This is a genomic window from Streptomyces sp. NPDC048370 (genome assembly GCF_043200825.1).
In the GTDB taxonomy this organism is placed as follows: Bacteria; Actinomycetota; Actinomycetes; order Streptomycetales; family Streptomycetaceae; genus Streptomyces.
The window spans coordinates 50333-72000 of record NZ_JBICYI010000004.1; the positions used below are offsets into that span (position 1 = coordinate 50333).

15 protein-coding genes are annotated in these 21668 nt (G+C 70.7%); 7 read left to right on the forward strand and 8 right to left on the reverse strand.

Annotated features, from left to right (window positions below):
• The first annotated feature begins 70 nt into the window (after positions 1-70).
• Both ACGFYP_RS11050 and ACGFYP_RS11055 read left to right on the forward strand, forming a co-directional pair.
• Positions 71-955 (forward strand): metal-dependent hydrolase, encoded by an 885-nt coding sequence (locus ACGFYP_RS11050; protein WP_361968221.1) that lies wholly within the window; start codon positions 71-73, stop codon positions 953-955.
• Positions 952-2013 (forward strand): PDR/VanB family oxidoreductase, encoded by a 1062-nt coding sequence (locus ACGFYP_RS11055; protein ID WP_393490898.1) that lies wholly within the window; start codon positions 952-954, stop codon positions 2011-2013. The genes ACGFYP_RS11050 and ACGFYP_RS11055 overlap by 4 nt, the downstream gene beginning before the upstream one ends.
• A 14-nt stretch (positions 2014-2027) precedes the next feature.
• Here the strand turns inward: ACGFYP_RS11055 and ACGFYP_RS11060 are convergent, their stop codons facing one another.
• Positions 2028-2294 (reverse strand): hypothetical protein, encoded by a 267-nt coding sequence (locus ACGFYP_RS11060; RefSeq protein ID WP_362013524.1) that lies wholly within the window; start codon positions 2292-2294, stop codon positions 2028-2030.
• 38 nt (positions 2295-2332) lie between these two features.
• Here ACGFYP_RS11060 and ACGFYP_RS11065 point away from each other — a divergent pair, with 38 nt between their 5' ends.
• Entirely contained in the window at positions 2333-3055 is a 723-nt protein-coding gene (locus ACGFYP_RS11065; protein ID WP_393489459.1) for a TetR/AcrR family transcriptional regulator, read from the forward strand.
• A 22-nt stretch (positions 3056-3077) separates the two neighbouring features.
• Positions 3078-3599: a GNAT family N-acetyltransferase gene (locus ACGFYP_RS11070; protein WP_393489468.1), complete on the forward strand. Its 522-nt coding sequence runs from the start codon at positions 3078-3080 to the stop codon at positions 3597-3599.
• On the opposite strand, the gene pulA is transcribed toward ACGFYP_RS11070, so the two are convergent.
• The 7 genes from pulA to ACGFYP_RS11105 all read right to left on the reverse strand — a co-directional run bounded on the left by pulA (position 3586) and on the right by ACGFYP_RS11105 (position 17570).
• Positions 3586-8970, reverse strand: coding sequence for a pullulanase-type alpha-1,6-glucosidase (gene pulA, locus ACGFYP_RS11075; protein ID WP_393489477.1), 5385 nt, complete (start codon positions 8968-8970; stop codon positions 3586-3588). The two genes, ACGFYP_RS11070 and pulA, sit on opposite strands and share 14 nt — an antisense overlap.
• A 749-nt stretch (positions 8971-9719) precedes the next feature.
• Complete coding sequence (locus ACGFYP_RS11080; protein ID WP_393489483.1) at positions 9720-11414, reverse strand: carbohydrate-binding module family 20 domain-containing protein; 1695 nt, start codon at positions 11412-11414, stop codon at positions 9720-9722.
• A 122-nt stretch (positions 11415-11536) separates the two neighbouring features.
• Complete coding sequence (locus tag ACGFYP_RS11085; RefSeq protein WP_393490901.1) at positions 11537-12556, reverse strand: LacI family DNA-binding transcriptional regulator; 1020 nt, start codon at positions 12554-12556, stop codon at positions 11537-11539.
• Positions 12557-12688: 132 nt separating this feature from the next.
• A complete protein-coding gene (locus ACGFYP_RS11090; protein WP_393489486.1) occupies positions 12689-14341 on the reverse strand; it encodes a glycoside hydrolase family 13 protein in 1653 nt (550 codons plus the stop codon).
• A gap of 52 nt (positions 14342-14393) precedes the next feature.
• Complete coding sequence (locus ACGFYP_RS11095) at positions 14394-15221, reverse strand: carbohydrate ABC transporter permease (protein ID WP_361968225.1); 828 nt, start codon at positions 15219-15221, stop codon at positions 14394-14396.
• Between the two features lie 35 nt (positions 15222-15256).
• Positions 15257-16270 carry a carbohydrate ABC transporter permease gene (locus ACGFYP_RS11100; protein WP_393489490.1) on the reverse strand — a complete coding sequence of 338 codons (1014 nt, stop codon included), beginning with the start codon at positions 16268-16270 and terminating at the stop codon, positions 15257-15259.
• A 19-nt stretch (positions 16271-16289) separates the two neighbouring features.
• A complete protein-coding gene (locus ACGFYP_RS11105; protein ID WP_393489495.1) occupies positions 16290-17570 on the reverse strand; it encodes an extracellular solute-binding protein in 1281 nt (426 codons plus the stop codon).
• A 344-nt stretch (positions 17571-17914) separates the two neighbouring features.
• Between ACGFYP_RS11105 and ACGFYP_RS11110 the strand changes: the two genes are divergently transcribed.
• The 3 genes from ACGFYP_RS11110 to ACGFYP_RS11120 all read left to right on the forward strand — a co-directional run bounded on the left by ACGFYP_RS11110 (position 17915) and on the right by ACGFYP_RS11120 (position 21662).
• Positions 17915-19594: a glycoside hydrolase family 13 protein gene (locus ACGFYP_RS11110; RefSeq protein WP_393489498.1), complete on the forward strand. Its 1680-nt coding sequence runs from the start codon at positions 17915-17917 to the stop codon at positions 19592-19594.
• A gap of 25 nt (positions 19595-19619) precedes the next feature.
• Entirely contained in the window at positions 19620-20648 is a 1029-nt protein-coding gene (locus ACGFYP_RS11115; RefSeq protein ID WP_361968201.1) for a LacI family DNA-binding transcriptional regulator, read from the forward strand.
• 102 nt (positions 20649-20750) lie between these two features.
• Positions 20751-21662, forward strand: a complete 912-nt coding sequence (locus ACGFYP_RS11120) for a phosphatase PAP2 family protein (RefSeq protein WP_393489503.1) — start codon at positions 20751-20753, stop codon at positions 21660-21662.
• Positions 21663-21668 lie beyond the last annotated feature (6 nt).

The following is a 21668-nucleotide window of genomic DNA, read 5'->3' on the forward strand; positions in this document are numbered from 1 at the left end:
CGCTGCCGCAGCGGGGATTTCTCGTGCACGACCCTGTTGCCAACTGCTTACCCCTCAGTACATTGACGGCATGTCTAATACGCAGCCTGCACCGGTGGCGTCGGAGCACATCGAACTCAAGGCCCGCAAGGTCTCCTTCGACTGGGAGGAGACCCCGCTCCACTGGGTTCCCGGCGACCCGTTCACGACCCACACCATCAACGTGCTGCACCTGCTGCTCCCGGCCGGAGAGCGCTGGTTCGTGCACGTCTACAAGCAGGTGCTCCCGTTCATCACCGACGACCGGCTGCGTACCGACGTCATCGGCTTCATCGGCCAGGAGGCCGTCCACTCCCAGGCACACGACGACGTGCTCCCGCACCTCAAGAAACTCGGCCTCGACCCCACTCCGTACACCGCCCAGGTCGACTGGTTCTTCGAGAAGCTGCTCGGCGACCGGACCCTGCCGCCCGGCCGGGCGCGGCGCTGGTGGCTGATGGAGCGGGTGGCGCTCATCGCCGCCATCGAGCACTACACCGCCTTCCTCGGCAACTGGGTGCTGAACGCGGAGGAGTTGGACCGCCGGGGCGCCGACCCGACCATGCTGGACCTGCTGCGCTGGCACGGCGCCGAGGAGGTCGAGCACCGCTCGGTCGCCTTCGAGCTGTTCATGCACCTCGACGGCGGCTACCGGCGCCGCGCCCGCACCTGGGCCACCGCCTTCACCGCGATGGTCTTCCTCTGGCAGCGGGGCACCCGCTTCTTCATGGAGAACGACCCCACCCTCGTCGACGGCAGGGCCTCCGTCGGCCAGCTCGTCCGCAAGGGCCGGGAGGGCGTGCTGCCGTCCACCCCCGACCTGCTCCGGGCGATCCCCCGCTACCTGAGCCGCGCCTACCACCCCTCCCAGGAGGGGAACACGGCCCAGGCCGTCGCGTACCTGGCCAACTCCCCCGGCGCCAACGGAGGTCGCTGACCATGCCCCGACTGCGTACCGTCGTCCTGATCGCCGGGGCCGCGGTCCTCGCCAAGCGGGCCATGCGCCGCCGGATCACCGCCGCCCCGCTCTGGCCGATGCCCACCCTCGACGAGCCGGTCTCGGGCCGGGGCCGGCTCGCGACCGTGACCCGGAGGGTCCTGGTCACCGAGCGCACCGAGCCCGCCGAGGGCGTGGTCAGGCTCCGACTCGAAGGCACCGGCCTGCCCGCCTGGCAGCCCGGCGCCCACGTCGACCTGGTGCTGCCGTCCGGGCTCGTACGCCAGTACTCGCTGTGCGGCGACCCGGCCGAGACCGACACGTACACCGTGGCGACCCGCCTGATCGAGGACGGCAGGGGCGGCTCGCGCGAGGTGCACGAACAGCTCCACGTGGGCACGGAGATCGAGATCCGGGGGCCGCGCAACCGCTTCCCGCTCGTCGACGCGCCCGCGTACGTCTTCGTGGCGGGAGGCATCGGGATCACGCCCGTGCTTCCGATGCTGCGCGCGGCGGAGGCGGCGGGCGCCGACTGGCGGCTGCTGTACTGCGGGCGCAGCCGCGCCACCCTGCCGTACGTCGACGAGATCGAGAAGCTCGGCGGTGGCGGCCGGGTGACGGTGGTCACCGAGGACGCGTCGGGCCGCCCCGACCTCGGCTTCCTCACCGGGGTCCCCGAGGAGACGATGGTGTACTGCTGCGGTCCCGAGGGGCTGATGGACGCGGTCACCGCCGCGCTGCCCGAGGGCAGGACCCCGCACCTGGAGCGCTTCTCCCCCGCCGCCACGGCAGGCGGCGGCCCGTTCGAGGTCGAACTGCGCCGCTCCGGGCGTACGTTGACGGTGGCGCCCGACCAGTCGGTGCTCGCCGCCGTCCGGGGTCAGGTGCCCGGTGTCGCGTACTCCTGCGAGCAGGGCTTCTGCGGGACCTGTCAACAGCGCGTCCTGGAGGGCGAGATCGACCACAGGGACGAGCTCCTCACGGACGCCGAACGGACCGGGTCGATGCTGATCTGCGTCTCGCGGTGTGCCGGGGAGCGGCTGGTCCTGGACCTCTAGAGGTCGTCGTCAGGTCACGGCAGGATCAGCCAGTCGAAGGCGAGCGCGGCCGCGAGGCCGCCCACCAGGAGCCAGGTGCCCAGTCGGGTGCGTCCGTTGCGGGAGAGCTCGATCACGACGCCGCAGAGGATCATCGCGAGCCCGTACACGCCGACGACGAGGACGGACGTACGGCTGGCGAGCCGGATCGCCAGGACCACGGCCATGGCGACCAGCAGAACGGAGGCCGCCGCTATCCGCAGTTGGCGTGCCTGCTTCGGGCTCAAACCGGATGTGCTCATGTCGAAGGAGCGTAACGGACGCCCGTTAGGCTGTTCGCATGACGACCGGAGTGCGCCGCAGGATGGGCGTCGAGGAGCGCAAGCAGCAGCTGATCGGGGTGGCTCTGGAGCTGTTCAGCCACCGCTCTCCCGACGAGGTCTCCATCGACGAGATCGCCGCGGCCGCGGGGATCTCGCGGCCGCTGGTCTACCACTACTTCCCCGGCAAGCAGAGCCTGTACGAGGCGGCGCTGCGGCGGGCGGCGGACGAGCTGGCCGCCCGGTTCGTGGAGCCGCCGCAGGGCCCGCTGGGCGCGCGGCTGCTGCGGGTGATGGGCCGGTTCTTCGACTTCGTCGACGACCACGGCCCGGGTTTCGCCGCGCTGATGCGGGGCGGCCCCGCGGTGGGTTCCTCCACCACCAACGCGATGATCGACGAGGTGCGGCAGGCGGCCTACGAGCAGATCCTGGCGCACCTGGAGGTGGAGACCCCCTCGGCCCGGCTCGAACTGGTCGTCCGCTCCTGGGTGTCGCTCGCCGAGTCGACGGCGCTGATCTGGCTCGACGGGCGCCGGGTGCCGCGCGCGGAGCTGGAGCTGCAGCTCGTGCACGACTTCGCGGCGCTGTCGGCGGTGAGCGCGGCGTACGACACGGAGATGGCGGACATCCTGATCCGGATCCTCGCCGACGAGCCGGTGGACGGCCCGTTCGGCGAGCTGGTCGACCGCCTGATGACACTGGTACCGCGGGTACCGGCCCAGGGCGGCCGGACGGCCCGCTAGAGGGCGTCGTACGGTGATCGCCATGAACGACGCACAGGTGACCTTCCGGCAGGCCGACGACCGCGATCTCGATCTTCTGGTCGGCCTGTTCGACGGGGCCGCGCGGTGGATGGTCCACCACGGGATCGACCAGTGGAAGCCGGGCGACAAGAGCGCGGAGCACTTCCGGGCGCGGATCTCCACGGGCGAGGTGTGGCTGGCGTCCTGCGGAGACCGGGCCGTCGGGGCGTACGAGCTGTGGTGGGACGACGAGCAGGCGTGGGGCCCGCAGCCCCCGGTCGCGGGCTACGTCCACCGCTTGATGACCGACCGGGAGGCCGCCCCCGCCGGCGCCGGCCGCGCGCTCCTGGCGCATGCCGAGGAGCGGATCGCGGCCGGTGGGCGGGCGGTGGCCCGGCTGGACTGTGTGACGAGCAACCCGCGACTCCGTACGTACTACGAAGCCGCGGGCTACGGGGTCGTCGGCGAGGAGCCGGGAAAGCTCGCCGCCGACGGCACGCGCTACGGGGTCACGCTGTTGGAGAAGGCGCTCACCCGGCCTTGAAGACGGCCACCGTGCGGGCCGGGACCGTGAAGGTGCCGGACGTCGGCTCGTAGGAGGACGACTTCACCGTGGCGTCCGTGCCCGCCGCCTGGACCGGGTGGAGGGCGTAGTCCTTCCCTGCCAGGGCGGCGAGCCGCTGGGTCTGCTGCTCCGGGCTCGCGTTGAAGACCACGACCAGGTCGCCCAGGCGCATGGTGATCACGCCAGGGGTCTCGCCGCTGCCCGACAGCGGGAAGGACAGGGCGTCCTGGACCTGCCCGGCGGTGGCGAGGGAGAAGGCGGGCTCGGTCGTACGGATCTTCTGCAGGTCCCGGTAGGCGGCGGAGGCGCCGTCGATCTGCGCACAGCCGACGGTCAGGGCCGGGGCGGTGAGCAGCGGCTTCCCGAAGGACCACTTGGGCTTGTTGTCGGCCGCCGGAGGCAGACCGCGCCCGAAGCCGTTGCCGTCCCGGCAGTCCCAGTGGATCGCGTTGAACCAGTCGCCGCTGTCGTACGAGTTGCGGTCGAGCGACTTGGAGCGCAGCAGGTCCGAGCCCGCCTGGGAGAGCGCGGGGCCCTGCGAGAGGGTCGCCGTCGCCATGGCGAGGACCTGCGCCCTGGCCCGGTCGGCGGCCGATGTGGTCGCCGGGAGCTTGAAGGCGAGCGCGTCGTACAGGGTCTCGTTGTCGTGCGCGTCGGCGTAGGCGAGGGCGTCGCCGGGGGCCGCCGCGTAGCCGGCCGGGGAGCCGTTGTAGTCGACCTGGCTGCCCTTGACCGTACGGCCGGAGGTGTCGGTGAAGGTGTAGTCGGCGAGGTTGCCGGTCAGACCGACCTTGATCAGGTCCTGGTAGTGGAGCAGCCGGGCCTTCTGCTGCTCAGGAGTGCCGTTGGCGGTCGAGGAGTTGGGGTCGGTGAAGAGGCCGGAGGCGAAGCCCTGGACGCCGGGGTCCTCGTCGAAGGGGCCGCCGCCGCGCACGGCGTCACGGGCCCGGTCGGAGAAGGTCGCGATGCCGGTGCCGGCCATGTTCTTCTGGGTGGCCTGGACGAAGCGGGAGTCGTCGGCGATCTCGCCGAAGTTCCAGCCCTCGCCGTAGAGGACGATCGCCTTGCCGTCGACGCCGTCCTTGGCGAGGGTCAGCGCGTCCAGGGCCTTGCGGACGGCGAGGATGTTCTCCTTCGGGTGGTGTCCCATGAGGTCGAAGCGGAAGCCGTCCACCTTGTACTGCTTGGCCCAGGTGACGACCGAGTCCACGACGAGCTTGCCCATCATGGCGTTCTCGGGCGCGGTGTTGGCGCAGCAGGTGGAGGTGGCGACGGAGCCGTCGGCCTGGAGGCGCTGGTAGTAGCCGGGCACGATCTTGTCGAGGACGGACTTGTCGGCCTGGCCGCCGGCCACGGTGTGGTTGTAGACCACGTCCATGACCGTGCGCAGGCCGGCGCCGTTCAGCGACTGGACCATCTGCCGGAACTCGACCGTGCGGCGGGTGCCTTCGGGGTCGGTGGCGTAGGAGCCCTCGGGGACGGTGTAGTGCAGCGGGTCGTAGCCCCAGTTGTAGGCGTCCTTGGCAGCGGCGGCGGCCACGCAGGCCTGCTGCTCCTCGGAGTCGGGGGCGTAGACCTTCAGGTCGCAGGCGGGTTCGGTCTGGTCGGACTTCTTCTCGGGGATGGTGCCGATGTCGAAGGCAGGGAGCAGGTGGACGTAGGAGGTGCCGGAGGCGGCGAGCGCCTTCAGGTGCTGTGAGCCCTTGCTGCCGGCGTCGGTGAAGGCGAGGTAGGTGCCGCGGTGGTCGGCCGGGGCGGTGGGGTCCGCGATCGAGAAGTCGCGGATGTGGAGTTCCTGGATCTGGGCGTCGCGCAGGGGTACGGCGGCGGGCTTCTTGAGGCCCGTCCACCCCTTCGGCGCGAGCTTCGGGTCCGCGAGGTCGACGACGAGGCTCTGGGCCGAGTCGGTGGTCAGGGCGGTGGCGTAGGGGTCGGTGACCTTGTTGGTGACGATCTGCCGGACGCTGGGCGCCCAGACCTTCACCACGTACCGGTACGGCTTTCCGGTCCACGCGCGCGTGCCCGTGACCGACCAGACGCCGGAGGCGTCGTCGCGGCGCATGGGGACGGTCCTGCCGTCGAGTTCGAGCGCGACGGACTGGGCGGTGGGGGCCCAGAGCGACAGCGTGGGGCGGCCGTTGCGGAAGACCGGGCCGAGGCCGGCGCCGGTCGCCTTCGGCGCGTACAGGTCGTCGAGGACCCCGGCGAGCTGGACGCCGGTGGCGGTCAGGACGGCGCCGTTCGCCGCGTACTGGGCAGCGACGAGCTGGCCCTTGAGGGCCTCGCGGATCCGGTCGCGGTCGCGCGGGTCGACGGTGAAGGCGCCGTACGACTTCAGGTGCGGGAAGGCGGCCTTCTGGGCGTCGGTGAGCTCGGTCCTGGCGAGGCGCAGCACCTGCCGGTTCCCGGTGAGCGTCCCGTTCTCGGCCTTGATCGAGCCGTCGCGGGAGGAGAGGAGCACGGCGGACGCGGCGGCGTCGCTGCCGTTCCAGGCGAGGGTCGTCCCGTCGATCCAGACGGCATGGGCCTTGGTCAGGTCGAGCGCGGCGCCGCTGCCCTTGGGCTGCGGCAGCAGGTACTTCTCCTGGCCGCCGAGCAGCCACACCTCGTGGCCGTTGGCCTTGAGGTCGAGGGACTGGTCGGTGGGCAGGTCCTTCTCGTCGCCCTTGTGCAGGATGTACGAGAGGGAGGTGGCGCCGGCCGCGAGCGGCACCTCGTAGACGGCTCCGTAGGAGTCGACGCGCACCGGCTCCAGCGGGCGGCTCCAGTCGGTGGGGCTGGCGGCGCCGGTCCAGGTGTGCAGTCCCCAGCCGTCGTACCGGCCGTCGGCGCGCTTGTAGTGCAGGACGGCCTTCGTCGTGTCCTGGGGCGGGTACGCGCCCTCGGGCGCGGCGTTCAGGACCTCGGACCTGCCCTGCTCGATCCAGACCTCGCCGGTCTTGGAGAGGTCGATGGCGCGGTCGGCGTCGGTGTCCTTGACGCCGTCCTTGTTCACGGCGATGAAGCCGACCGAGGAGGCGCCGGGCTTGAGCTTGACGTAGGCGAAGGCGCCGTACGCGTCACGGCCGGTGAACGGCTTTCCGGCGGGCCAGGTGGTGCCTTCGCCGTCGGCGATGTCGCCCCAGGTGTAGAGGCCCCAGTCGTCGTAGTCCCCGGCGGGGCGCTTGTAGTGGACGATCGCGTAGTCGCGCTGGGTGGCGGTCGGCGGCTGCTCGACGACCGGGGCGCCGCTGGTGGTCGCGGCGGTCGCGCTCGCGGTACGGCCCGCGCTGTCGACGACGACGGCCTTGTAGCGCAGGGCCGTTCCGGCGGGCGCGGTGATCTTCTGGGTGACCTTGTACGGGGCGTGGTCGGCGGAGCCGAGGACCTGCCACTTTCCGGTGCCGGTCTGGGCGGCGAAGACGACGCGGTTGAGCTGTCCGCCGTCGACGTCGGCGGTGATCTCGACGGTGCCGGTGGCTCCGGCGGCGGGCGCCTTGAGGGTGATCGTGGGCGTGGCGGCGGGCGCGGGGAGCGGCTTCTCGGCCTTGAGCACGAGGGAGCCGAGGGCGGGGACGGTCACCTTGACCTTGGTGTCACCGGCGCTGGTGACGCGGGCGTCACCGCCGTGGATCGCGGTGAAGTCCGTGCCGACGGAGCCGGTCGGGATCTCGACGGTCTTCGCCTCGGTGGAGCTGTTGACCGCGACGACATACTCGGCGGACCCGCTCTTCGTGCGGGCGTCGGTACGGGAGAAGGCGTAGACGGAGCCCTCGGCGTACCGCTGCTCCTGGATGCCGTCGCGCAGCGCGGGGTGCTTCTTGGTGAGCGCGGAGAGCGCGGCGATCTGCCGGTAGAGCGGGTGACCGGTGTCGTAGGCGTCGGTGGCGTGGGTGCGGTCGGTGCCGAGCTGGTCGTCGTCCAGGTAGTCGGCGGTCTTCGAGGCGAAGAGGGTCTGGCGGGCGTCCTTGTCGCCGCCGGCGCCGGTGTAGCCCTGCTCGTCGCCGTAGTAGACGACGGGGTTGCCCCGGGTGAGGAACATCAGCTCGTTGGCGAGCCGGTAGCGCGCGAGGAGTTCGGCGTCGTCGGCCTTCGGGTTGTCCTGCTTGAGGAAGGTGCCGAAGCGGCCCATGTCGTGGTTGCCGAGGAAGGGGACCGACTCGTAGGCGTTGGCCTTGTCGGTGGTGTAGCGGTAGTCCTGGCCGAAGAGGTTCGCCAGCTTGTCCGCGGAGCCGCCCTGGGAGGCGAAGGCGCGGGCGGCGTCCTGGAAGGGGAAGTCGAGGGTGGCGTCGAGGCGGCCCTCGGTGACGTACGGGGCGGTGATCGCCGGGTCGGCGGAGTAGACCTCGCCGAACATGAAGAAGTCGTCGCGGCCGCGCTTCGCGGCGTACTCGTCGAGGGCGGTGGCCCACTGGGTCCAGAACGCTGTGTCGACGTGCTTGACGGTGTCGATGCGGAAGCCGTCGATGTCGAAATCGCGGACCCAGCGCTGGTAGATCTTCTCCATCCCCTCGACGACCTCGGGACGTTCGGTCCAGAGGTCGTCGAGACCGACGAAGTCGCCGTACTGGGAGGACTCACCGGCGAAGGTGGAGTCGCCGCGGTTGTGGTACATCGTCGGGTCATTGAGCCAGGAGGGAACCTTGAGGTTCTTCTTGGCGGCGGGGACGACGGGGGTACGGGGGAAGGAGTCGGAGTCGACGCGCGGGAAGGAACCGTCCAGGTCTCGGTCGTCGAACGGGACGCCGTCCTTGGTGAGATAGGGGAAGGCGCCCTTGGAGAGGTAGCCGTAGCTCTTCTCCTCGTAGTCGACGACGTCGGCGGTGTGGTTGGTGATGACGTCGAAGAAGACCTTCATGCCCTTGGAGTGGGCCTGGTCGATGAGCTTCTCCAGGTCGGCGTTGGTGCCGAAGTGGGGGTCGACCTGGGTGAAGTCGGTGATCCAGTAGCCGTGGTAGCCGGCGCTGGCGTCCTTGCCGGTGCCTTGGACGGGCTGGTTCTTGAAGATCGGCGCGAGCCAGATGGCGGTGGTGCCGAGCCCCTTGATGTAGTCGAGCTTCTTGGTCAACCCCTTGAGGTCGCCACCCTGATAGAACCCCTTGTCGGCGGGGTCGAACCCGGTCTGGAGGCGGGTGCCGGTGAGGCCGCCGCGGTCGTTGGCGGGGGTGCCGTTGGCGAACCGGTCGGGCAGGACGAAGTAGAACTGCTCCCGGGTGAGGTCGTGCCGCGCGGGCTGGGCGGCGAGGGCCCGGTCGGAGGGCGGGGGTGGGGGTGGCGGCGCGGCGGCTGCGGGGAGGGCGGGGCTGAGCCCGACCGCCAGACTCGCGGCGAGGGCGACGCCGAGGGCGCGCGGTCGTCCGATGCGGAACAAGTACGTTCTCCTTAACGAGTTCGCCCCCCACCCCACCCCTCCCCGAAACCCTGCCGGGGGCTGGTGGGGGGCGGGCGGGTTGCCGGGGTCTGGTGGGGGGGGCGGGGCGGGTTGCCGGGGTCTGGTGGGGGGGGCGGGGCGGGTTGCCGGGGGCTCCCGGGGCGGGGCGGGTGAAGCGGCAGCTTCGCGCCGCGAGTTGGCGGGCGGGGCGCCGCAGGATCGCGACCCCCGTTGTGGGCATACGTTCCGCAGGGGCGGAACGGGTGGGCACAACCCACGAGGGCGGTGCCCGAAACGGGACCGTGCGGCACGGGCCCCGCAACGCGGGGGCGGCAGCTTCGCGCCGCATCCGTTGTGCCTACGGGGGCGGCGCCCGGAACAGGGCCGTTCAGCACGAGCCCCGCGCCGCCGAGGCGGCAGCTTCGCGCCGCCAGTTGGCGGGCCGGGCGCCGCAGGATCGCGACCCCCGTTGTGGGCATACGTTCCGCAGGGCGGAACGGGTGGGCACGACCCACGGGGGCGGGGCTCGGGACAAGGCCGTTCAGCCGGGCCCCTGGCACAGGGGCGTTCGGCACCGGCCCCCGGCGCGAGTCCCATCGCACCCGGCCCCCGGCGCGAGTCCCATCGCACCGGCACCGAGCCCGAGGCCCGTCCGTGCCGGCCCCAAGCGCAAGGCCTCGCGCCGGACCCGGGCCCGAGGCCCCAAGGCACGCCCCCGGCCCAAGCCCCCTCAGACGCGCACCGTCACATCACGTGCGGAACGTGTCCGTCAGGGTGACCGGGCCGCCGCCCGACGACGGGACCGTCGCCACGCGGTTCGTGCCCGATTCCCACGTCACGTTGCCCGCCGCGTCCTTGCGGACGTACTTGTACTCGAACGTCGTGCCCCCCGGCAGCGGGACCGTGAGCTTCCACGTCGGGTACGACGCCGGGTCCAGCTGGAGCGCCGCCGACGGGGCCCAGTTGCCCAGCTCCGCGCGGTTGCCCGTCACGTAGATGTTCTGGCCGGACGTCGTCGTCGCCGTGACGGCGAAGGACGCTCCCGTCACCGACGACGACGGCGCGCACGAGCGCGCGTTCACGTGCAGCGCGAGCGCCGTGTTCGCGCCCAGCGTCGCCGTGAACTGGCCCGAGCCGTTCACCGTCACCGGCGTCCCCGTCTGCACGTCGCAGTACGTTCCCGCCGCAAGACCCGTCTGGTACGTCCGCGTCAGCGAGGAACCCTCGTGGTTGATCGCCACGTACCCCTTGTCGCCCCGCCCGAACGCGATCGCGTTGTTGCCGTTGTCCCACCAGTTGCCGACCGCCGTGCCCCGCGTCGCGTTGCGGAAGCCCACCATCGAGGCGATCTCGCGCCACGCGTGCTGGCACTTCCAGCCGTCGGCGTAGCAGGCGTTCACCTGGCCGGCGCCCGGCGCGCCCGCGTCCTTGTCCGACCACTCGTAGCCGGAGTGGACGTCCGGGGAGCCGTACGGCCAGGCCAGCATGAAGACCGAGGCCAGCGTGTACGTCGCGCCCCACTTGTAGTTGAGCGTGTCCCCGCCGCGCTCCGTGTCGTGGTTGTCCACGAAGACGCCCGCCGAGCCCGAGCTCATGTAGCCCCACGACTCGCCGAAGTTGTTCAGGTACGCGAGCTTCTCCGAGCCGAAGATCCGCTTGAGGTCCCGCGCGTAGCGGAACTCCTGCACGTCCCCGTTGCCCAGGTACTCACTCGGCGAGACCGCCTCGCCCGCCCCGAATATCGCCTCCTGCTTCCAGTAGACGCCCGGGTTGCTCAGCCGCGACTTGATGTTCGCGAGGTCCGCGGCCGGCATGTGCTTGGCGGCGTCGACGCGGAAGCCGTCCACGCCGAGCGAGAGCAGGTCGTTCATGTACGCGGCGATCCGGCCGCGCACCCAGTCCTCGCCGGTGTCGAGGTCCGGGAGGCCGACGAGCTCGCAGTTCTGGACGTTGGCCCGGTCCTGGTAGTTCGAGATCGTGGCCCGGCAGTCGTCCATGTCGGCGCCCGAGTACAGGCCCGGGTAGTCGTACTTGGAGAACGAGGTCCCGCCCGTCCCCGTGCCCGAGGCGTTCGCCATGTGGTTGATGACGGTGTCCGCGACGACCTTCACGCCCGCCGCGTGACAGGTGTCGACCATGGCCTTGAAGGCGGTGCGGTCGCCGAGCGGTCCGGCGATCTTGTAGCTGACGGGCTGGTAGGCGGTCCACCAGGTCGTGCCCTGGATCCGTTCCTGGGGCGGCGAGACCTGTACGTAGCCGTAGCCGGCCGGACCGAGCTGGTCCGTACAGGCCTTGGCCACCGAGGCGAACTTCCACTCGAACATCACCGCGGTGACGTCCTTCGGGCCGGGTGCTGCCGCCTGCGCCGGAGCGGGCGGCGCCGTGACGGCCACAGCGGCTCCCGCCACCAAGGCGAGTGCAGCGGCCACGGTCCTTCTGGCCATGATTCCTCCTGACGACGTCCCTGTCGCAAGAAGTTGCCGAAATTGACAGCAACTGTTTTCAGCCGTGACCGTACGAGCGCCCCGAGGCCGGGTCAACCCTTTGGACCCCTCAACGCAAGCGATTACGCAAGGAGTTGCAGCGAGCGCCCGGCCGGGGGCTGCGCCGTGGAGCCGCGTACCACCAGCTCCGGCTGGAAGACGAACTCCGTGCGCTGCACGGGGTTGCCCTCCACCTCCTCAAGGAGCGCGCCCACCGCCGCCGTAGCCATCGCCTGCACGGGCTGGCGCACGGTGGTCAGCGGCGGGTCGGTGAAGGCGATCAGCGGCGAGTCGTCGAAGCCGACCACCGACACGTCACCGGGCACGTCGAGGCCACGGGCGCGCACCGCGCGGATCGCGCCGAGCGCCATCAGGTCGGAGCCGCACACGATCCCGGTGCAGCCCTGGTCGAGCAGGATGTCGGCCGCCGCGTGCCCACCCTCGACGCCGAACAGCGTGGGCCGGATGTACCGTTCGGCCTCCGCCCGCTCCAGGCCGAGCGCCGCGTACAGCTCGGCCGTGAAGCCCTCGGCCTTGCGGCGCGAGGGGACGTAGCGCGTCGGGCCGATCGCCAGGCCGATCCGTTCGTGACCCAGCTCGACCAGGTGCCGTACGGCCATCCGCGCCGCCGCCCGGTCGTCGGGCGAGACGAAGTTGGCGTCGACGCGCTCGTTGTAGCCGTTGATGAGGACGAACGGGACGCCCCGCGCGGCCAGTCGGACGTACCGCTCCGGGTCGGCGGAGGCGTCCGCGTGCAGTCCGGAGAGGAAGACGATGCCGGTGACCCCGCGCTCCTCCAGCTGCTCGACCAGCTCGTCCTCGGTGGCCCCGCCCGGCATCTGGGTGCAGAGCACCGGGGTGTAGCCGTGTCCGGCCAGGACCTGCTCGATGACCTGGGCGAACGCCGGGAAGATCGGGTTGGTCAGCTCGGGCACGACCAGGCCGACCAGGCCCGCGCTGCGCCGTTTCAGCCGTACGGGACGTTCGTAGCCGAGCACGTCGAGCGCGGCCAGGACGCGGTGCCTGGTCCCGCCGGCCACGCCCGCCTTGCCGTTGAGGACGCGGCTGACCGTGGCCTCGCTGACGCCCGACTGGGCCGCGATGTCCGCGAGCCGCGGGGGGGGGGGGGGGGGGCCCCCCCCCCGGGGGCCCGGGCCCCCCCCCCCCCCCCCCGGGGGGGGGGGGCCCCGCCGGGGGGGGGCCCCCCCCCCCCCCCCCCCGCGGCAGGGGAACGGTCACACCGCCCACCAGACGGTGGTGTCGGCGGGCAGCTCCACGACGCCTTCCCCGTGGGAGATCGGCTCGTTGGAGAGGAGGAACCGGCCGGGCAGCGGGACGGAGATGGCCCGGCCGGTGGTGTTGGCGGTGCAGACGAAGCCGTCGCGGCGGAAGGAGAGCACACCCTCGGGTGCCTCCAGCCACTCGACGCCTTCGCCCGCACCGAGTTCGGGTCGCTCGCGGCGCACCGCGAGCGCACTGCGGTACAGCTCCAGGGTGGAACCGGGGTCGCCGGCCTGCGCCTCGACGCTGAGCCCGCCCCAGGTCGCCGGCTGCGGCAGCCAGCTGCCACCGCCGCCGAAGCCGTACGACGAACCCTCGACGGTCCACGGGATGGGCACTCGGCAGCCGTCGCGGAAGCCGTCCTGGCCGGTGGCCCGGAAGAACGACGGGTCCTGGCGGACCTCGTCGGGCAGGTCGGTGACGTCCGGCAGGCCGAGCTCCTCGCCCTGGTAGACGTACGCGGAGCCGGGCAGCGCCAGCATGAGCAGCGTCGCCGCCCTGGCCCGGCGCAGGCCGAGCGCGCGGTCGCCGGGCTCGCGCAACTGGGTGCCGAGGCCAGGCGGGTTGGCGAAGCGGGTGGCGTGGCGCGTGACGTCGTGGTTGGAGAGCACCCAGGTGGTGGGCGCGCCGACCGGGCGCATCGCGGCGAGCGAGGCGTCGATGACCCGGCGCAGCTCCTCGGCGTCCCAATGGGTGCCCAGGTACTGGAAGTTGAAGGCCTGGTGCATCTCGTCGGGGCGCACGTAGTGCGCGGTGCGCTCGACGGTCGGGGTCCACGCCTCGGCGACGAGGACGCGCTCCCCGTCGTACTCGGTCAGGACCTGGCGCCAGGAGCGGTAGATCTCGTGGACGCCGTCCTGGTCGAAGAAGGGCATGACGTCGTTGCCGAGCAGCTTGAGCTGGTCGTGGGCGCCGATGTCGGGCAGTCCCTCGGCCTTCACCAGACCGTGGGCGACGTCGACGCGGAAGCCGTCGACGCCCATGTCGAGCCAGAAGCGCAGGATGGAGCGGAACTCGTCGCGTACGGCGGGGTGTTCCCAGTTGAAGTCGGGCTGCTCGGGCGCGAAGAGGTGGAGGTACCAGTCGCCGTCCGCCACGCGCGTCCAGGCGGGGCCGCCGAAGATGGACTCCCAGTCGTTGGGCGGCAGTTCACCGTTCTCGCCCTTGCCTGGACGGAAGTGGTAGCGCTCGCGCAGCGGGGAGCCGGGGCCCTCGCGCAGCGCGCGCTGGAACCACTCGTGCTGGTCGGAGGAGTGGTTGGGCACCAGGTCGACGATGATCCGCAAGTCCAGCTCGTGCGCCTCGCGGATGAGCGCGTCGGCGTCGAGCAGGTTGCCGAACATCGGGTCGATGGCCCGGTAGTCGGCGACGTCGTAGCCGGCGTCGGCCTGCGGGGAGGCGTAGAACGGGCTGAGCCAGACGGCGTCGACGCCCAGGTCCTTCAGGTACGGCAGCCGGCTGCGGATGCCCTCCAGGTCGCCCATGCCGTCGCCGTTTCCGTCGGCGAAGCTGCGTGGGTAGACCTGATAGATCACCGCGTCTCTCCACCAGCCCGTGTGCGTGCCGGTGGTCGGGGCGGCGGCGGGGGCAGCGAGATGCTGGGTCATGTCTTCCTTGATCGGTAAGGAGATGGCGTACGTACGGCGGGGTGCTCGGCTGCTAGCCCTTGACGGCGCCGGCGGACATGCCGGTCACCAGGTGCCGCTGGACGAAGAGGAACACCAGCGCGGCCGGGAGGGCGATGAGGACGGAGGCCGCGGACATCGGCCCCCATTGGGCGCCGTACTGGTTGACGAACTTCTGCAGTCCGCCGGCCAGGGTGAGGTTCTCGTCGCCGACCATGAAGGCGGAGGCGTAGGCGACCTCGCCCCAGGCGGTGATGAAGGAGTAGAACGCCGTCACCGCGATGCCGGGCTTGGCCAGCGGCAGGATCAGCCGCCAGAAGGTGCCGAACGGGGTGAGGCCGTCGACCTGGCCGGACTCGTCGATCTCGCGCGGGATGGTGTCGAAGAAGCCCTTCATCATCCAGGCGCAGAACGGCACGGCGATGGTGAGGTACGTGATGACCAGGCCGGCGGGCTCGTTGAGCAGCCCCATCGAGGACATGATGTTGTAGATCGGCACGATGAGGACGGCGACCGGGAACATCTGGGTGATCAGCAGCGTCCACATCAGTCCGCGCTTGCCGGGGAAGCGGAAGCGGCTGACGGCGTAGCCGGTGGTGGAGGCGATGAAGACGCCGAGGACCGTGGTGAGACCGGCGACGAGCAGCGAGTTGCCGAACCAGGTGAGGAACGGGGTGTCCTTCAGCAGGTTCGTGTAGTTCTCGAACGTCGTCTCCTTGACGAAGTCCGTCGTGCTCGCGTACTTGGCCGGCTTGATCGAGGTCAGGAAGACCCACAGGACCGGGAAGACGGCGATCACGGAGGCCACGATCAGGGTGGCGTGCAGCCCGACCGAGGCGAGCGGCGAACGGCGGTCGCGCATCGGGGTGTTGGTCACGGTCTGTGGGGTCGTGGTGGTCACCAGACTTCTCCCTGCTTGCGGAGGACGCGCCGGTAGACCGCGGCGAAGACCATCAGGAGGACGAGGATCATGACGCCCCAGGTGGACGACTGGGCGAAGTCGCGGGGGCTGATCTCGAAGGAGAACTTGTACGCCTGGGTGACCAGGATCTGGGTGGCCTCACCGGGACCGCCGCGGGTGAGCAGGAAGATCACCGGGAACATGTTGAAGGTCCAGATGGTGCTCAGCAGGATCACGGTCGTGGAGACCGAGCGCAGGCCGGGCATCGTGATGTGCCGGAAGCGCTGCCAGGCGTTCGCGCCGTCCATCTCGGCGGCCTCGTAGAGCTCGCCGGGGATGGACTGCAGCCCGCCGAGGAGGGCGACCATCATGAACGGGATGCCGAGCCAGACGTTGACGGCGATGACCGAGAACTTGGCCCAGGTGGGGTCGTTGAGCCACGGCAGGGCGTCGAGGCCGCCGCCGGTGAGGATCTGGTTGAGCAGGCCGCGGCGCTCGTCGTAGAGGAAGCGCCAGGCGAAGACCGAGACGAAGCCGGGCACGGCCCACGGCAGGATCAGCAGCATCCGGTAGAGCGAGCGTCCCGCGATCTTCCGGTTGAGCACGTTGGCGAGGGCCAGGCCCAGGCCGAAGGTGACGGAGACGCAGGCGACGGTCCACACCAGCGTCCACCCGAGGGTGGAGAGGAACTGGTCGCCGGTGAGCGCCTCGACATAGTTGTCCAGGCCGACGAACTCGTACGTCGCGGGGATCTCGTTGACGCCGATGGAACGCGCGACGTTCCGCTCGTTCGCGTCGGTCAGCGAGAGGTAGACGCCGCGGATCAGCGGGTAGCCGATGATCACGCCGATCACGACCACCACCGGGGCGACCATCGCCCAGGCGTACCAGTGGGTGGAGAGGGAGCGCCTCAACGGGCCCCGGGACGTACCAGTACCGCGGCGCCGGCCGCGGGCGACATTGTCGCCCGCGGCCTTCGCCACCGACTGGCTGCTGGTGTCCACAGCCATCAGCCGGCCTGCCTTCCTTCTACTTCCAGTCCTTCAGGAGCTTGCGGTAGGACTCGCCGATGGCCTTGGCCCCGGCCTCCGGGGTGGTCTGGCCGGTGAGGACCTTGGCGTACTCGACCTTGACCGGCTCGAAGAGGCTGCCGCCCTCGGGGATCCAGGGGCGCTCGACGGCCTTGTCGACGACCGGCTTGAAGAAGCCGATCATCTGGTTGCTCGCGACGTCCGGCTTGACGTAGACGGACTCACGGGTCGGGAGCAGGCTGAGCTCCTTGGCGATCTGCGTCTGGGTCTCGACCGAGGTCATGTACTCGGTGAAGGCGTACGAGGCGTCCATGTTCTTGGAGCCCGCGTAGATCGCCAGATTGTGGCCGCCCTGCGGAGCGCCCTGACCGGCCGAGCCGGCCGGGACGGGGGCGATGCCCAGGTTCGCCTTGTCGGCGAACTCCTTGCCGGCGAAGGTGTCGGTGACGGCCCACGGGCCGTTGATGATCATCGCGACCTTGCCGTCCTTGAAGGCGGCCTGCATGTTGTCCCAGCCGTTGGTCGCGTCGGTGATCGCGGCCTTGGAGTCGACCAGGTCCTTCACGGTGGCCAGCGCCTTGACGCCGTGGGCGTCGTCGACGGTGACGGTCTTGGACTCGGCGTCGACCAGGTCGCCGCCCTCGCCGTAGAGGAAGGAGAGGAACCAGTACGGGTCGTCACCGCGCAGGTACATGCCGGTCTTGCCGGTCTTCTGCTTGATGGTGGCGGAGGCCGTCTTCAGCTCGGCGATGCTCTTGGGGACGTCGACGCCGGCGTCCTTGAGGATCTTCTTGTTGTAGAAGATGCCCATGGAGTCGATGACCTGCGGCACGGCGTAGGTCTTGCCGTCGAACTTGGTCGAGGCGGCGGCCTGCTTGAGGAAGTCGCCCTCCTCCTTCAGGGCCGGGGTGCCGTCGAGCGGCTGGAGGTAGCCGAGGCTGGCGAAGTCCGGGGTCCAGGCGACCTCGGAGCGGATGACGTCCGGGGCGCCGGAGCCGGACTGCGCGGCGTTCTTGAACTTGTTCTGCGCCTCGCCGAACGGCACGTTCACGTACTTGACGGTGACCTTGGGGTGCTTCTTGGTGAAGTCCTCGGCGATCTTCTTGAAGACCTTGTCCTCGGAGCCGACCGTGGAGGTGTCCCACCAGGTGACGGTGCCGGAGAGCTCGCCGGAGCCCTTCGAGCCGCCGCCGTTCGCCGAACCGTCGTCACTTCCGCACGCCGCCAGGGTCACGCCCAGGGCCGCGACCAGCGCGGTGGCCGCTATGCCACGCCGCATGTGAACTCCTTCAACTGATCCCGGGGTGACGAGGGGCTGGAACCTGCCTCATGCGACCGCTCCCTCGCGGCGCGCCGGGTTGCCAGGAACGTAACAGGGATGAAAACGAGCCGAAAGACCTTGCGAGAACTTTCTGCAAGGACCGGGGATCGTTACATCGGCGTGTCCTGAAGGTTGCCGACGAGTCGCTTGACAGCGGGCTCCGCCCCTCTCCAAGCCCTCTTGCGGCCACTCTCAGGCCCTGCAAGTCTTTGCATCATCTCTTGCAGGACCGTTTCACGGCCGCTCCGACCTCGTTGTCAGTACGAAGCCCGCCCCCGGAACACCCGAGAGGGACACCGCACATGGCCCACGAGCTCACCTCACCGTCGTTGTCGGACTCCGCAAGCTCTTGCGAGAGCCCCTCCCGCCCCGGCTGGTGGCGGGACGCCGTGATCTACCAGGTGTACGTCCGCTCCTTCGCGGACAGCGACGGCGACGGCATCGGGGACCTGCGCGGCGCACGGGAGCGGCTGCCGCACATCGCAGGACTGGGCGCGGACGCGGTCTGGCTGACGCCCTTCTACGCCTCCCCCCAGGCGGACGGCGGCTACGACGTGGCGGACTACCGCGCGGTGGACCCGGTCTTCGGGGACCTGGCGGACGCCGACGACCTGGTGCGCGCGGCGCACGGGCTCGGCCTGAAGGTGATCGTGGACATCGTCCCCAACCACACCTCCGACCGGCACCCCTGGTTCCTGCAGGCGCTCGCGGGGGTCGGCCGGGACCGGTACGTCTTCCGGCCGGGGCGGGGCCCTGCCGGCGCCGAGCCCCCCAACGACTGGGAGTCGGTCTTCGGCGGCCCCGCGTGGACCCGGGTCGCGGACGGCTCCTGGTACCTCCATCTCTTCGCGCCGCAGCAGCCGGACCTGGACTGGACGAACGCCGAGGTGCGGGCGGAGTTCGACTCCGTGCTCCGGTTCTGGCTGGACCTCGGGGTGGACGGCTTCCGGATCGACGTCGCCCACGGCATGGTCAAGGCGGAGGGCCTGCCGGACATCGGCCACGGGCAGCAGGCGAAGCTGATCGGCACCCAGCGGCTGCCCTTCTTCGACCAGGACGGGGTGCACGAGATCCACCGGGCCTGGCGCCGGCTCCTGGAGTCGTACGGCCCCGACCGGATCGGGGTCGCGGAGGCCTGGGCGCCGACGCCGGAACGGCTCGCCCTGTACGTACGCCCCGACGAACTGCACCAGGCCTTCAACTTCCAGTTCCTGAACTGTCCGTGGGACGCGGCGGCGCTGCGGTCGGTCGTCGACGACTCGCTGCGCGCCACGGCCTCGGTGGGCGCCCCGACGACCTGGGTGCTCTCCAACCACGATGTCGTACGGCACTCCACGCGGTACGGCAGCGCGGCACGCGCGCGTGCGGGGGCGCTGCTGATGCTGGCGCTGCCGGGTTCGGCCTACGTCTACCAGGGCGAGGAGCTGGGCCTGCCGGAGGTCGTGGACCTCCCGGACGCGGCCCGGCAGGACCCGGCGTTCCTGCGCGGGGACGGGCAGGACGGGCTGCGCGACGGCTGCCGGGTCCCGCTGCCGTGGACGTCGGACGGTCCGTCGTACGGCTTCGGGCCCGGCGGTTCCTGGCTCCCGCAGCCGCCTGAGTGGTCGGGCCTGAGCGTCGAGGCGCAGAGCGCCGACACGTCCTCCACCCTGGAGCTCTACCGCCGGGCGTTGCGGCTCCGCCGCGAGCACCCGGCCCTCGGCGCGGGGGACGGGGTGGAGTGGCTGGACGGACTGTCGGAGGGGGTACTCGCCTTCCGCCGGAGGTCCGAGGGCGGCGAGGTGCTCGTCACCCTGAACACGACGGCGCGGGAGGTGGCTCTGCCGCTCACCGGCTCGGCGCTGCTGAGCAGCGCGCGGGTCGCCGACGGCGAGGCGGGCGATCCCGTACTCCCCTCCCCCGCCGGGGAGTTCGCCGACCGCGCCGCGCATGCGCACAACGTCCGGGTTCCCGCCGACTCCTGCGTTTGGTGGGCAATCTGACGTGCGACCGGTACAGTCCAATCCCATGACCGCGCGGCTTGCCGACATCGCAGCCCAGGCGGGGGTCAGTGAAGCCACAGTCAGCCGCGTGCTCAACGGCAAGCCCGGCGTGGCCTCGGCCACCCGTGAATCCGTGCTTGCCGCACTCGACGTCCTCGGATACGAGCGTCCGGTACGGCTGCGTCAGCGCAGCGCCGGGCTCGTCGGGCTGATAACCCCCGAACTGGACAACCCGATCTTCCCCGCGCTCGCGCAGGTCATCGGGCAGGCCCTGACCCGGCAGGGCTACACCCCCGTGCTCGCCACGCAGACCCCCGGCGGGTCCACCGAGGACGAGCTGACGGACATGCTCGTCGAGCGGGGTGTCTCCGGGATCATCTTCGTCTCCGGGCTGCACGCCGACACCACCGCCGACATGACGCGCTACGACCAGCTGCGCGGCAAGGGCGTCCCGTACGTCCTGATCAACGGCTTCTCCCCCAAGGTGCAGGCCCCCTTCGTCTCGCCCGACGACCGGGCCGCGATGCAGCTGGCGGTGACCCATCTCGCCGCGCTCGGCCACACCCGGATCGGTCTCGCGGTCGGCCCGAAGCGGTTCGTGCCGGTGCTCCGCAAGATCGAGGGGTTCCAGCGCGGGATGCGGGAGCGCCTGGGGCTCTCCCCGGAGGAGTCCGAGCAGCTGATCCAGCACTCTCTGTACACGCTGGAGGGCGGGCAGGCCGCCGCGGGCGCGCTGATCTCGGCCGGCTGCACGGCCGTCGTCTGCGCGAGCGACATGATGGCGCTCGGTGCCATCCGGGCGGCCCGGCAGCAGGGGCTCCAGGTCCCCAGGGACGTCTCCGTGGTCGGTTTCGACGACTCCCCGCTCATAGCGTTCACCGACCCGCCGCTGACCACGATCCGCCAGCCCGTGCAGGCGATGGGGCAGGCGGCGGTCCGGGCGCTGCTCGAAGAGGTCGGGGGCACCCCGGCGCCGCACAGCGAGTTCGTCTTCATGCCTGAGCTGGTCGTTCGCGGTTCAACCGCTTCCGCCCCCAGTCAGGGAAATCCCTGAAGGTCCCCGTAGGTGCCTCCGTCTCAAGACGGAGCATGTGCGCCCCGAACCCGTCGGAGGGATGATCGGACGAGGGGAATGGATCTGGCAGACTCTCCTCCTATGGGTGAAGCGACCGTGAAGAGTTTGGAAGGCCGGACGGCGGCCAGCCCGTCACCCATGCTGGACGGTGGCGGAGTGCGGGCCCGCCTCCGCATGCCACGACGACCCAGGATCTGGTTCGAGATCCTGCTCATCGGCGTCAGCTACTGGACGTACTCGCTCATCCGCAACGCGGTACCGGAGCAGAAGTCCCAGGCGCTGAAGAACGCCGACTGGATCTGGGACGTCGAGAAATCTCTCGGGCTCGCATTCGAGCAGACCGTCAACCACGCCGTGAACTCGGTGACATGGCTGATCGTGTCGATGAACTACTACTACGCCACACTGCACTTCGTCGTGACGATCGGTGTGCTCGTGTGGCTGTACCGATGGCAGCCGGGCCGTTACGCGGCGTCCCGCACGGTCCTCTTCGCCACCACCGGTGTGGCCCTGGTCGGTTACTACCTGTATCCGCTCGCGCCGCCGCGGCTGATGAACGGCCAGTCCTTCATCGACACGGTCCTGGTCCACCACACCTGGGGCTCGATGGCCTCGGGCAACCTCAAGCACATGTCGAACCAGTACGCGGCGATGCCGTCGATGCACATCGGCTGGTCCCTCTGGTGCGGTCTGACCATCTTCGCCCTGGCCTCTGCGCCCTGGGCGCGCATCCTCGGCCTGCTCTACCCGGCCGCCACGCTGGTCGTGATCGTGGCCACCGCCAACCACTTCTGGCTGGACGCGGTGGGCGGCATGATCTGCCTCGCCTTCGGCTTCGCCGTCTCCTACTTCTGGTACGGCTCGCTCCCGAAGGGCCTGCCCGAGCTGGTCGAATCGGCCCCGGTGGCCCGGGGCGGCCCCTCCTCCCGGCCCACGGCGGCCGAGGAGAAGGAGCGCGAGAAGGAGCAGGAGAAGGAGCGCCTGAGCCGCTAGCGGCTC

What these genes read in the sequence shown, in the direction of transcription:
- ACGFYP_RS11115 (WP_361968201.1), top strand. Translation starts at nt 19,620, where the DNA reads ATGACCGCGCGGCTTGCCGACATCGCAGCCCAGGCGGGGGTCAGTGAA.
- ACGFYP_RS11060 (WP_362013524.1), bottom strand. Translation starts at nt 2,294, where the DNA reads ATGAGCACATCCGGTTTGAGCCCGAAGCAGGCACGCCAACTGCGGATA.
- ACGFYP_RS11120 (WP_393489503.1), top strand. Translation starts at nt 20,751, where the DNA reads ATGGGTGAAGCGACCGTGAAGAGTTTGGAAGGCCGGACGGCGGCCAGC.
- ACGFYP_RS11095 (WP_361968225.1), bottom strand. Translation starts at nt 15,221, where the DNA reads ATGCGCGACCGCCGTTCGCCGCTCGCCTCGGTCGGGCTGCACGCCACC.
- ACGFYP_RS11050 (WP_361968221.1), top strand. Translation starts at nt 71, where the DNA reads ATGTCTAATACGCAGCCTGCACCGGTGGCGTCGGAGCACATCGAACTC.
- ACGFYP_RS11080 (WP_393489483.1), bottom strand. Translation starts at nt 11,414, where the DNA reads ATGGCCAGAAGGACCGTGGCCGCTGCACTCGCCTTGGTGGCGGGAGCC.
- ACGFYP_RS11110 (WP_393489498.1), top strand. Translation starts at nt 17,915, where the DNA reads ATGGCCCACGAGCTCACCTCACCGTCGTTGTCGGACTCCGCAAGCTCT.
- ACGFYP_RS11090 (WP_393489486.1), bottom strand. Translation starts at nt 14,341, where the DNA reads ATGACCCAGCATCTCGCTGCCCCCGCCGCCGCCCCGACCACCGGCACG.
- ACGFYP_RS11105 (WP_393489495.1), bottom strand. Translation starts at nt 17,570, where the DNA reads ATGCGGCGTGGCATAGCGGCCACCGCGCTGGTCGCGGCCCTGGGCGTG.
- ACGFYP_RS11070 (WP_393489468.1), top strand. Translation starts at nt 3,078, where the DNA reads ATGAACGACGCACAGGTGACCTTCCGGCAGGCCGACGACCGCGATCTC.
- ACGFYP_RS11065 (WP_393489459.1), top strand. Translation starts at nt 2,333, where the DNA reads ATGACGACCGGAGTGCGCCGCAGGATGGGCGTCGAGGAGCGCAAGCAG.
- ACGFYP_RS11100 (WP_393489490.1), bottom strand. Translation starts at nt 16,270, where the DNA reads ATGGCTGTGGACACCAGCAGCCAGTCGGTGGCGAAGGCCGCGGGCGAC.